Below are 12,251 nucleotides of genomic sequence, written 5' to 3' on the forward strand. Positions count from 1 at the left end.
AGATTTTTTTAAAAAATGAGTATAATTTAAAAATGATATTGTTATAAATGACTCGGATGACTTTCTTTGGTTTTTCTTTTTGATCAAGGGTCTGATAAGCTCGATGTATAGATAAATAAACAGGTGAATATTTAAAATTAATTAAATTGGAAGTATTTTTAGCCGAAAAGTAATGTATAACAGTTCGTTACCTACATTTTGGTGCATGAAATGTCGGTCAATTAATTTTCATTTTTTATAGATTATTATAGAAGGGGTGAATGTATGGATTGGCTAGAAAGAATGAACAACGCATTGGAGTATATTGAAAATCATCTTGATGAAGAGATTGATTATAAAGAGATTGCGAAGAAAGCGTATTGTTCTGAATATCATTTCTCAAGGATGTTTTCATCAATTGCAGGTATATCACTCTCAGAATATATTAGACGAAGACGATTAACTCTTGCTGCATTCGAAATTCAAAAAAGTGATATCCGGATTATTGATGTAGCCGTTAAATATGGATATGTGTCTGCTGACTCATTTGCACGCGCTTTTCAAAAGACACATGGAATTAAACCCTCCGATGCACGCATCAATGGAGTACAATTAAAAGCCTTTCCAAGAATCTCCTTTCAAATATCGATTAAAGGAGATACAGAAATGGAGTATCGAATTGAAAATCTTGATTATGAATTAAGAATTATAGGAAAGAGCAAGCCAGTAAAAACTAGCAGAGCATTTAAAACAATCCCTACTTTATGGAACAATGCAAAGAAAGATGGATTTATGTAAGAATTAATTGATCTGTCATGGGAAAATCCAAAATGCACACTAGAAAGTCTTTTAGGTGTTTGCGGGAAAGAAGCAGCCATCACAGATGAAGAATTTGAATATTTTATGGGTGTACGTTATGACGGAGAGCCTCCAAGTGGTATGGAAACTCTTATAATCCCTCCAACTATGTGGGCAGTATTCCCGAACGTAGCAGATGCATGGAAGCGCTTATATACTGAATGGGTGCCAACATCGGGTTATGAACTCGCCAATTTGCCTTGTATTGAATGTTATTACGGACCAAAGCATAAACCAAGGCACGAACTGTGGGTTCCTGTTATTGCTTTATAAGCTATTTCTTGAACAAAACAATTCATAAAAGGGTGACCACTTTTGAGAAAAACGAAAATACTTCCGTGGACCGAGGAATGGGCACAATTATATAAAAAAGAAGAGAGAATCCTAAAAGATATTTTTAAAGATGAATTGGTTGAAATATACCACATTGGAAGCACGTCTGTACCAGCAATAGGTTATGCTAAACCAATCATTGATATTTTGACAGCTGTAAAGAACATTGAGAAGGTTAATGATTATAACGGTCAAATGATTGCATCTGGATATGAACCAAAGGGTGAGAATGGGATTGCTGGAAGAAGGTTTTTTTCTAAAGGTCAGGATCAAAGAACTCATCATGTACATATCTTTCAAGTGGACAGTGAACAAATTAAAATCCATTTAGATTTTAAAGAATACTTGCTCAACAATCCTGAGGAAGCAAAAAAATATGGTGAATTGAAAATATGCTTAGCCAAGCAGTTTCCAAATGAACATTATAAATACCAAGAAGGAAAGCAGCAGTTTGTTAATAATTTAGTTATAAAAGCAAAAGAATGGGCTTTGCGGAATAAAATTACTAATGAAGGGAACCAGGTTTAATCATAGATTTAACCGGGATCCGTACGAAGAAGGAAATAATTTGATGGAGGGAAAGCGAATGTTTAAAACAATCGATGAATACATTTCACAATTTCCTCATGATGTTCAGGAAATACTTAAGAAAATCCGTCAGGTTATAAAAGAGAATGCGCCAGATGCAAAGGAAAAAATAAGCTATCAAATGCCAACCTTTGAATTACATGGAAATCTTGTCCATTTCGCTGCCCACCCCAAACACATCGGATTTTATCCAACTCCAACGGGAATAACAGCTTTTGCTCATCGGTTATCGGAATATAAGAGTTCGAAAGGGGCAGTTCAGTTTCCTCTTGATAGGCCGATTCCATATGGATTAATCGCTGATATCGTGAAATTTAGGGTAGAGGAAAATACGAAGAAAGCTGAAGAAAAATTAAAAAAGAAAAAATAATTTCTTATTATACAAAAGATAATACAATGGGCGTTGAGGAAATTGATAAATATTTTGGCTTATGAAAAATTGTACACTTCAATTGTATAAAAAGAGTTGAAGTGTACAATTATATTATTACTTTCTAGGTAAAACTTCTCTCTTGATAGTGCTTTTCAGTTCGCCTGAATGTAAATATACCGTTCCCATTGCAACTAAAAGTAACAATCCTGTAATTACAAATAAGCTTTGGACCGGCAGTATTCCTCCGAGAAAGCCCCCGATAATTGGACCAATCATGCCGCCTAATTGGTTTGAAGTTTGATTTAAACTAAAAGCGCGTCCACGGAATTCTTCTGGGGTTGTTTTTACAACGAGTCCATTTAATGCAGGGAAAACCGCACAGAAAAAGATACCATACACAAATCGGATAAGAGAAAATCCCCATATTTCTGTAAATAGAATTTGAGCTATTGTACCAATTCCAGCACCTAAAAGTCCTATAAATAAAACACGCTGAAACCCTACTTTATCTGCCCATTTTCCCCAACGAGGAGCAAATAGAGCACTTGCGATACCAGGCAGTGAAATGACCACTCCTGTCAAGAAAGTAGCATACTTGGAAGAACTGCCTAAATCCGCAATGTATAGCGGAAGAATCGGCTCAATTGTCATGATTGAGCAACTGACAACGAGCGTAAGAATTAACACGAGCAAGAATGGCCTATTGCTTAATCCGATTTTGAAGTCATTTAATATAGAGCCTTTTTCTTTGTTTGGTTTAAAATTCTCTTCTTTTACAAAAAAGATAATCAGGATCGTTGCAATACCAACGATAATTCCCGCTGTTGCAAACGCCCATCGATTTCCCACAAGCTCAGCCATACCTCCGCCTAACAATGGACCTAATATCATCCCTGTTGCAGAAGCAGAAGATATAAGGGAAAGCGCATAACCTACTTTTTCACTTGGCGTGTTTGTGCCAATTAATGTAATGGAACCAGGGATAAATCCGCTTAATAGCCCCTGAAGAATTCGTAGTGCTAATATTTGATAAGGGTTTGTGACAAAAGCCATTAATATATAGATAACAAAAAGGGCAAGTCCTGCACGAATGATCATAGGTTTCCTGCCGTATTTGTCAGAAATCATCCCCCAAAATGGTGTGGCAATCGCACCTGCAAAAAACGCAGCGCCAAATATGAGTCCAGACCACATTTCCGTATGGTCGTGTACACCTATTTCTAAAAGAAAGATTGGCAAAAAAGGGATGACCATAGAAAAACTGGCGGCTGTAAAGAAAACTCCGATCCAAAGTACCCATAAATTCCGTTGCCATGTTGGCATGTTATTCCATCTCCTAAGAAAAGAAAAAGTAATTGAAAAAATATTAGATTAATAGTACCACGAAATTTCTATTCACGAAATATTCAATTTTAGAAATAATTAATTTAGGTGTGAAACAGGGGGACGGTTCTTGCGTTTCACGAAACGCAAGAACCGTCCCCCTGTTTCCTCATAAAGATGAGTGTAAAAGCCGCCATAAAATTTAGACTAAACGCTTAAGACGTGATTTTAAATGAAGCAGATATATTTGATGCTGTGTATTCTCCTGCTCCTATGCAGCTGTCCCAAAGCTGAAACTGACTTACTATAATTACGTAATTACCATTAACGTAAAAGAAAAAAATGAGGAGAAATAAGATAAAAAACACCTTCATGTGATATTTGAATCACAAGAAGGTGTTTTCTTTTTAGTTAGTAACGGGGGTCTTACTCGAATCAACATGGGTTGATTGATTATCTTTCATCCGGTTAAAGATCGTTGCCAATATTGGCCCTGAAATATTATGCCATACACTGAATATCGCACTTGGTACTGCGGATAATGGTGAAAAGTGAGCAGAAGCGATGGCAGCACCTAATCCTGAATTTTGCATGCCCACTTCAATCGCAATCGCTTTCTTCTTGGATAGATCCATCTTAAAGAGTTTTCCAAAAACATATCCTAATAAATAGCCAAGGACATTATGTAAAATGACAACAGCAAAAATGATAAGTCCGGTTTTTGCAATATTTTGTTGGTTTACAGAGACAACAGCAGTCACAATGGCTACAATCGCGATAATAGAAACCAGCGGTAGTACCTTAACACTTGCTTGGGCTGGACGATTAAAGAATTTCTTAACTAAAACTCCTAGAACAATCGGAACAATGACAATTTGCACGATTGATAAAAATAATCCCGCAGGATCTACAGGGATCCATTCGCTAGCCAGCAATAAGATAAGTGCAGGTGTGACCAGTGGAGCAAGTAAAGTCGTAACAGACGTAATCGTAACGCTTAAGGCCACATCACCTTTTGCCAGGAACGTCATAACATTTGAAGCAGTTCCACCAGGGCAACATCCTACGAGAATAACACCAACCGCAATTTCCGGCGGGAGCTGCAACCCTTTTGCAAGCAAGAAAGCAAGACCTGGCATAATGACAAATTGACCGACAACCCCGATTGCTACATCCTTTGGCCGTCTAAATACCTCTTTAAAATCACCTCCAGATAGAGTTAAACCCATACCAAACATAATAATTCCTAATAAGAGTGAGATATGGGGTGCGATCCACGTAAAGGCAGATGGCGAGAAAAATGCTAGGGCTGCAAATAGAAGCACCCAGATGGCAAAAGTGTTGCCGACAAATTGACTAAGTCTCTCTAAAGCTTTCATTTTTACACCTCTTTAGCAGTTTTAATGATAAAAGTGTTCTATTATTATATGTTTTTATTAGAATAAAAACAATACTCAGAATGTTGTGTTTATATAAAAACTAGAATATCTTTTTGAAAGTAATGTGATAAAATGTTTTAGGTAAGATTTAATTCATATCGGTATATTTTTTGGTAAATAACGCTAGCATAGGAGCTGCTACGGCAACTCCTATTTATTTTTTACATAACAGCTTAGGAGTTGGACTTAACATGAACAAAAAAGACATCGCAAACATTCGGAAACAATTCAAGCCCGATAATGACTTAATGAACATTTCAGATATCTTCAATGTCTTCATAAGAAAGGAAAGCAGTGATATCTTTCATCAAGAGAGTCAACCCTTCCAGATGCTAGATCGAGAACAGCAGGAGTTATTTTTGAATAACTTTAAAAAGATACTTACTGGTCAAATAGATTCAAAACTCTTTGAATTAAGGTTTCAACAAAGACAAGATGAGAACCATGGACAGACGATCCTACTTGAAGCCTTGCAATCTGGTGAAATGGAAGATTGGACTGAGCAAATGCTATTGCTCGTGGAGAAGATGATTAAAGACGTGCAATACAAGTACGATGTGGTTGTAACTTTCATCCGCGGGACCTTTTTTAAACCAACGAAAAAAAGGAACGAGGAAGCGGAAGAGAGCGAGCGGGATGAGGTTTATCAGCACTCATTTATTTTGTGCTGTATAAATAAAACAGAAGAACCTCAAAAGACACTGTTATTTGATTATGTGGAAAAAGTATTTAAATATAATATAGTGGTAGATTCGGTTATCAATCTCACATCTCCTATTGGGGGTTTCTTGTTCCCTTCTTTTAAAGAAAACTCGGCTGACGTAAACCATATTCTGTATTCATCTGGAAAACAGAATGAACCAAATCCTCATTTTATAGAGGAAGTATTGAATGCGGAAATGTCAATGACCGCACAGGAAGATAAAGAGGTATTTGAGGAAATTATAAGAGAAGTCGTTGGAGATCAGCTTGATGCATCAACACTTGCAAATGTGTATGAAGAAATTAATCGAGTGATGGATGAAAACGAAGAAGATGAGCCGCCAAAACTGGATTACAAAGATGTAGAACGTGTGTTAAAGATTAGCGGTGTAGAAGACGTTAATACAGAGAAAGTGGAAATGGCTTTTCAAAAGGTTATGGATGATGAAAAGTATGAGATTAAAGCAAGTAACATTGTCCCGAATTTTAAATCCAAATCGATTAAGATAGACACCAAAGTAGCGAAAATCTCGATTAGTCCACAAGATTTAAAATACGTCAAACAGGTAAACTATAATGGGAAACGGTGTCTGCTGATTGAGATCGATGAAGACGCGGTGATTGAAGGGTTTAAGATGATTCCAGAGGTATTCTAGTTCAGAGTCCGTCAAATTTTAATTATGACGATCCCTGCAACTAGTTGCTTATTTTTCTCGATCATAATCATTATTTTGGAGTTGAATGAAATATTTTAGTGCAAGATCAGTCCAAGTTTACTTCAACGAAAAACGTTGTTTATTAATTGAGATAGACAAGATGCAGTGATCGAAAAATTTAAATCAGAGCGTATTATAGCAATAACGGTTCAACCCTTCATGAAAGATGGGACAGAAGAAACATCCAAAAAACTAGGAGAAGACATTTTTAATTACATTGACATATTGGATTTTCTAATATTAGAGTAGAGTTAAAAGAATTAAAGCCAGTTTTTTATGTTTATGTAATTGGTGTAACCAAATAGAATATAGGTATTAATTCGCAAAATCATGTTAAAATATAAAAAATTACCGTATAGTTATTCTCTTTACAAATTTTTCAATAGTTGGTATTATATATAAAATTTAAAACAAGTACGTGCGATGATGAGAAGAGTAGATAAAATCCATTCTTTACAGAGAGCTCCGGATGCTGAAAAAGGAGTAAGAATGATTTATTGAACCAAGCCTCTGAGCATCACATTGGAACTTAATTTAGGGATAGTGTGACAGGAGCTCCTGTTATAGAGCTAGGGTATAAGTATAAAAGTTCATACCGTACCTGAAGAGGTTAATATGGTGACATATTAACAAACTGGGGTGGCACCGCGATTCAAATCTCGTCCCCAAGACTTAAGCAGTCTTGGGGGTGGGATTTTTTTATTGGATAAAATGTAAAAACAATTTTGGAGGGACCAAAATGAGTGATGATAAAGCTATTATAAACGGAAATTTTATTGAAAGACTGATTCAAGAAGATATTGATAATGGTACGTTCAGCAGGCCAATTTGTACACGATTTCCGCCAGAGCCTAATGGCTATCTTCATATTGGCAGTGCCTATGCAATCTATACAAACTATATGGCAGCGCAAAAATTTAATGGAACCTTCCATTTACGTTTTGATGATACGAATCCCTTAAAGGAAGACATCGAGTATGTAAATGCAATCATTGAGGATATTAATTGGTTAGGCTACAATCCTGGAGATCGAATCTTTTATGGGTCAGACTATTCAGATGAAATATTTAATGCTGCGATTACCCTAATTAATAAAGGAAAAGCATATGTTTGTGATTTAACTCCTTAAGAAATCACAGAATACAGGGGTACTTTAACTGAACCTGGTAAAGATAGTCCATACAGAAATCGTACGATAGATGAAAACTTAGAGTTATTTTTAAAAATGAGAAATGGTGAATTTCCAACAGCATCAAAGGTTTTACGAGCAAAAATAGACATGAATTCGCCTAACATCAAATTAAGAGACCCAGTCCTATACAGAATTATCAATGCTCATCATTATAGGACAGGGAACGAATGGTGTATTTACCCGATGTATGATTTTGCTCATCCGATTCAAGATGCCATGGAAGATATTACACATTCTTTGTGTTCGATAGAATTTAAAGACCATCGCCCGCTTTATGAATGGGTTTTAAATGAATTAGAGATTGATGAACCCCCAAAACAAAGAGAATTTGGCAGAGTCAATATAACAGGAGCTGTGACGAGTAAACGATATTTACGGGAATTAGTGGCAGGAGGGTATGTGGACGGCTGGGATGATCCGCGTCTGCCAACAATTCGCGGGTTAAGGCGAAGGGGTGTCACTCCAGATAGTATTAGGAAATTTATCGGGGAAATTGGCTTTGTCAGAAGTCAAAGCACGATCGATTACTCTTTGCTTGAGAGTATTCTTCGCAGCGAGCTCAAGCCGAAAGTGAATAGTGTGATGGCTGTTCTCAATCCCCTAAAAGTTACGATAACGAATTATGAGGAAGGAAAAACGGAATTTTTATCGATAGAAAACAATGCAGAAAATCCTGATTTAGGTACTAGACATGTACCATTTTCTAAAGTTATCTATATAGAAAAAGAAGATTTTATGGAGGTCCCTGTTAATGGGTTTAAACGCCTGTCGCTAAATTCGGAAGTGAGGTTAAAAGGTGCGTATTTTATAAAGTGTCATGAGGTAATTAAGGATGAAAAGACTGGTGAAATTCTGGAGCTTCGTTGTACGTATGATGAACAAACCAAAAGCGGAACTGGTTTTTCAGGGAGAAAGGTAAAGGCAACGATTCATTGGGTATCGGCTTTACATGCTGTAAGAGCAGATGTTCATTTATATGACAAATTATTTGATAATGAAGAGCTTATGAAGGACCCTGAAATAACTTGGTCAGAAAAAATAAACCCCTATTCCCGAATCATTCATAAAAATTGTATGATAGAACCATCTATATCAAATGCAAAGTCTGACGAAAGGTTTCAATTTATCCGGCATGGGTATTTTTGTTTAGATTCATATTCAACGGATGATAACTTCATTTTTAATAGGATTGTAGCTCTGAAAGATTCTTGGAAGGGTAAAAAAGTGTAAAAAGAGGTTCACCATGAACCAGGAATAGGGGTAAAGAAAATGAATCGAATTAGTTCTCTGAAAGATGCATACAATCAAGCCAACTACCAATTAGCTCAGCATGGAAAACGTAATATTCAAGTATTAAAAAAGGCGTTTCAGAATGTGGATGGTCAATTAGAAAGCGACATGTATGGATCAGGAAAGGTGATTGAAGATTTTCAAGAAAAAATAGCTGCTTTCTTAAGCAAGGAAAAATCGATCTTTTTTCCAAGCGGGACAATGGCACAACAGATTGCTTTACGGATCTGGTGTGATGAAAAAGGAATCAGAAAAGTGGCTTATCATCCTTTAAGTCATTTAGAAATACATGAACAAGATGGCTTGAAAGAAATCCATCATATTGAAACGATATTGCTCGCTGATAAAAGCCGTGTGATTGAATTTGAAGATGTCGTGGAACTAAAGGACGAGATTTCTTGTCTATTATTGGAATTGCCTCAGCGGGAGATAGGCGGTCAATTACCAAGCTTTGAAACTTTGGAACAGATTTCTGATTATTGTAAAGAAAAAGGGATCAAGCTGCATCTTGATGGAGCCCGATTACTAGAAGTGCTGCCTTACTATAAGAAATCTGCTGCTGAAATCAGTGCTTTATTTGACAGTGTTTATATCTCTTTTTATAAAGGAATTGGCGGGATTGCAGGAGCAATCTTGGCAGGAGACGCTGATTTTATAGCGAAATCAAAGGTCTGGAAACGGCGTTATGGCGGTGATTTGATTAGTTTGTACCCGTATATCATTCCAGCAGATTATTATTTTGAAACGCGTTTCGAAAAAATGGGGCAGTATTATGAGAATGCTAAAGAATTGGCTGAGTATTTCAATTCTTGCTACGGAATTTCAACACGTCCTAACATCCCTGTTTCAAATATGTTTCATGTACATTTTCCTTATGCAAAAGAAGAAGTAGAACCTATTTTGATAGAGGTCCAACAACAATCGGGGATTGGAATCACTAGTTATTTAAAAGATACTGATGAACAGACTTGTTATTTTGAGCTAAGTTTGGGAGATCATTTTACTGAAATTCCGAAAAACATCGTAAGAAAAACATTCAATTTGCTAGATCAATTAATGAAAGATAAGTTCTGTTAGGTACACAAGCGACAAGCAAAGTCAGGTGTCTTCCATTGAATGGAGGCACCTTTTTTATATTTCCGAACTGTGCATTTATTTTGCTGCCTCTACTTCAATAGTAGCTGGTGATGGGGTATGCATCTAGAAAATCAGGTATTTCTTTTTCTATACTTCTTACTCAAGGATTTAAGTAAATAATGACCGATGTACCAACCGATAAGAAACCAATTAATACAATAAAAAATGCACGCCATATAGGGTGCATTTTTTATTGAGATCAACTTTTTGCTCTATGATAAGAGATATTCTCTATTTCTGCCAACCTTTAACATTTGCGAATCTACTATTTTTCTTAAATAAAATAAACGCAGAAATAATGACTAATAGTGTTCCCGTCAGAACAAATCCTTGGTTGGAAGAAAGTTCGAGTAATCCTGTTGTACCTGATCCAAATACGACACCGAAAGAAAAGAAGGCATAGAAGTAGCCATATGCTTTACCCCGGTGTGTTTCTTCGGTAGCCTCAATCAGCAAGGTATTAAGAGAGGGAAATAGGAAGGCAAAACCTATTCCGTAAAAAGCCATTAAAACATAAAGAATAAAAATATCCTGACTGCTGCTAATCAGCAAAAAACTAAGTCCCATCGTAGTCATACCGAAGCTTAACGTTTTAATAGGCTTTACGATATCAAATAATCGGTTAATTGGCAGTACAAAAATCAACACAGCGACAATCCCAAATGTACTTAACAGCATGCCGCTTGTTCGTGCATCATAGCCAAGCTGTTCTACCTTCAATGGGAGCATATAGGCCAAAACCCCTTGAGAAAACATTAGGAAAAACGCACCCGCAAATGATTTCATGATGAGCGGATTTCGGAACAGAAATCGGACAGGTATTGACTCAGTTTGTTTTTCAAAAGATGCCGGTTTTTGATATTTTGGCAGAACCAATAAAGCCACGATAGCTAGTAACAGCATAAAAGCTCCTGTCAAGCAAAGAACCGTAACTTCATTCGTTTTACTGGCAACAATTCCGCTAAAAGCAGGGCCGACTATAGCCGCTAACCCGACAAATGCTCCGGTAAGTGCAGCGTTCTTACCTTTTTTCTCTTTAGCGGTTGTATTGGCTACGTAGGTAAAAGCTGCTGGAGTAATGAATCCGGCTGCTAAACCGTGCAAAAATCGAAGAATTAGCAAAAGCCATGGATGGGCAGCCAAGGAATAAAGGAGGAGAATAACGCCAGTAAGCAATAACCCTGTTTTTATAATAAAAGAAGGTCCTTTTTTATCCGTTATAAACCCGGACGCCACATTTCCAATAGTATTGGAAAAAGAGTACATTCCCACAGCTAATCCGGTTAAAAAAGGAGTTGCCCCTAGTGATGCAGCAAGAGGAGTCATTATAGGAAGCTGTGTAAATAGATCAAAGAATGAGAAAAAGATTATAAGAAAAACAAATACACGAATCATACCAGTCGCCTCCAATGGTCATCCTACACCTTAATCTTCTCCTTTTATCTCATAATAGGCAAGTATTACGCTGCAAAGGTTTGCTAATTCGTAACAATTACTTTTACATTTATTAATTTCTATCATTTTATATCTTATATAATAAAGGAAAGTTTATCATATACTGCTGAGAGATGATTTGAATGACGATGTTTTTATTATATAAATTGATAGTGTATATTCATATTTTTAGTTCGATCTTATCGATTGGTCCATTGTTTGTTTTATTGACTCTGTTAAAAAAACTTCGTTCGGCTAGGGTGGAAGAAATCCAGTCTTATTTAATTATCTTTAGATCGTGTATAAGAATTGTCAAACACGCCGGGCATGCACTAATCATTTCTGGTGTACTGCTTATTTATGTGGGCGGCTGGCCATGGAGCACATCCTGGATTTTTATGACTTTGATTGTCATGTTTAGTTCAATTGTCTTTCTGGCTCGGGCCTTTACTCCGACTTTAAACCAGTTCACTGAACCTGACTTTAATCAAGTGCAATTAGCTGAAAAACTTCAGCGTTCTGTATGGTTTTATATTGTCTTACTTTTAATCATGCTTTGGTTTATGGTGATGAAACCGGTTTGGTGGTAGGTTGTTCAGCAGATTGGTTTTGGTAGAGGGGAGTTTACTACCGGAAGCGGGTGGATACTTCTCCATAGGCGCGATTTAGTCTCGGTAGCGTGAAGTTTAGTCTCGGTAGCGGTGGGTTTAGTCTCGGTAGCGAGGGATTTAGTCTTGGTAGCGGTGGGTTTAGTCTCGGTAGCGGTGGGTTTAGTCTCGGTAGCGAGGGATTTAGTCTTGGTAGCGGTGGGTTTAGTCTCGGTAGCGAGGGATTTAGTCTTGGTAGCGGTGGATTTAGTCTCGGTAGCGGTGGGTTTAGTCTCGGTA

Annotated in this window: 8 protein-coding genes, 2 pseudogenes and 1 other annotated feature; of the genes and pseudogenes, 7 read left to right on the forward strand and 3 right to left on the reverse strand. The window is 36.8% G+C overall.

All coding sequences use genetic code 11. The annotated features are described in order from the left end of the window. Positions 1-264: 264 nt before the first annotated feature. The 3 genes and pseudogenes from MLE14_RS06575 (at position 265) to MLE14_RS06585 (ending at position 2,128) form a co-directional block, all read left to right on the forward strand. Positions 265-1,110: pseudogene (locus tag MLE14_RS06575) on the forward strand (AraC family transcriptional regulator). A gap of 42 nt (positions 1,111-1,152) precedes the next feature. Then, the gene (locus MLE14_RS06580; RefSeq protein WP_243297564.1) at positions 1,153-1,698 is read left to right on the forward strand and encodes a GrpB family protein; all 546 of its coding nucleotides are present in this window, start codon (positions 1,153-1,155) and stop codon (positions 1,696-1,698) included. Between the two features lie 43 nt (positions 1,699-1,741). After that, positions 1,742-2,128 carry an iron chaperone gene (locus MLE14_RS06585; protein WP_243297565.1) on the forward strand — a complete coding sequence of 129 codons (387 nt, stop codon included), beginning with the start codon at positions 1,742-1,744 and terminating at the stop codon, positions 2,126-2,128. Between the two features lie 117 nt (positions 2,129-2,245). Here the strand turns inward: MLE14_RS06585 and MLE14_RS06590 are convergent, their stop codons facing one another. Together MLE14_RS06590 and MLE14_RS06595 are read right to left on the reverse strand one after the other, a co-directional pair. Further along, positions 2,246-3,454, reverse strand: coding sequence for an MFS transporter (locus tag MLE14_RS06590; protein WP_243297566.1), 1,209 nt, complete (start codon positions 3,452-3,454; stop codon positions 2,246-2,248). Between the two features lie 407 nt (positions 3,455-3,861). Next, positions 3,862-4,833 (reverse strand): bile acid:sodium symporter family protein, encoded by a 972-nt coding sequence (locus MLE14_RS06595; RefSeq protein WP_243297567.1) that lies wholly within the window; start codon positions 4,831-4,833, stop codon positions 3,862-3,864. Positions 4,834-5,084: 251 nt separating this feature from the next. Between MLE14_RS06595 and MLE14_RS06600 the strand changes: the two genes are divergently transcribed. The 3 genes and pseudogenes from MLE14_RS06600 (at position 5,085) to MLE14_RS06610 (ending at position 9,870) form a co-directional block, all read left to right on the forward strand. Continuing rightward, positions 5,085-6,251 (forward strand): DUF4317 domain-containing protein, encoded by a 1,167-nt coding sequence (locus MLE14_RS06600; protein ID WP_243297568.1) that lies wholly within the window; start codon positions 5,085-5,087, stop codon positions 6,249-6,251. Positions 6,252-6,725: 474 nt separating this feature from the next. Continuing rightward, positions 6,726-6,981, forward strand: a binding site (T-box leader). A gap of 69 nt (positions 6,982-7,050) precedes the next feature. Further along, positions 7,051-8,733 (forward strand): annotated as a pseudogene (locus MLE14_RS06605) (glutamine--tRNA ligase/YqeY domain fusion protein). 39 nt (positions 8,734-8,772) lie between these two features. Further along, positions 8,773-9,870, forward strand: coding sequence for a threonine aldolase family protein (locus tag MLE14_RS06610; RefSeq protein WP_243297569.1), 1,098 nt, complete (start codon positions 8,773-8,775; stop codon positions 9,868-9,870). Positions 9,871-10,161: 291 nt separating this feature from the next. Here the strand turns inward: MLE14_RS06610 and MLE14_RS06615 are convergent, their stop codons facing one another. Beyond that, positions 10,162-11,322 carry an MFS transporter gene (locus MLE14_RS06615; RefSeq protein WP_243297635.1) on the reverse strand — a complete coding sequence of 387 codons (1,161 nt, stop codon included), beginning with the start codon at positions 11,320-11,322 and terminating at the stop codon, positions 10,162-10,164. Between the two features lie 191 nt (positions 11,323-11,513). Here MLE14_RS06615 and MLE14_RS06620 point away from each other — a divergent pair, with 191 nt between their 5' ends. Beyond that, entirely contained in the window at positions 11,514-11,954 is a 441-nt protein-coding gene (locus MLE14_RS06620; protein ID WP_243297636.1) for a DUF2269 family protein, read from the forward strand. Positions 11,955-12,251 lie beyond the last annotated feature (297 nt).

Origin of the sequence: Bacillus litorisediminis, from assembly GCF_022808645.1 — a bacterium.
Taxonomy (GTDB): Bacteria; Bacillota; Bacilli; order Bacillales; family JC228; genus Bacillus_BF; species Bacillus_BF litorisediminis.

Coding starts and splice junctions, on each gene's coding strand:
- MLE14_RS06620 (WP_243297636.1), top strand. CDS start 11,514: ATGTTTTTATTATATAAATTGATAGTGTATATTCATATTTTTAGTTCG.
- MLE14_RS06590 (WP_243297566.1), bottom strand. CDS start 3,454: ATGCCAACATGGCAACGGAATTTATGGGTACTTTGGATCGGAGTTTTC.
- MLE14_RS06595 (WP_243297567.1), bottom strand. CDS start 4,833: ATGAAAGCTTTAGAGAGACTTAGTCAATTTGTCGGCAACACTTTTGCC.
- MLE14_RS06610 (WP_243297569.1), top strand. CDS start 8,773: ATGAATCGAATTAGTTCTCTGAAAGATGCATACAATCAAGCCAACTAC.
- MLE14_RS06600 (WP_243297568.1), top strand. CDS start 5,085: ATGAACAAAAAAGACATCGCAAACATTCGGAAACAATTCAAGCCCGAT.
- MLE14_RS06585 (WP_243297565.1), top strand. CDS start 1,742: ATGGAGGGAAAGCGAATGTTTAAAACAATCGATGAATACATTTCACAA.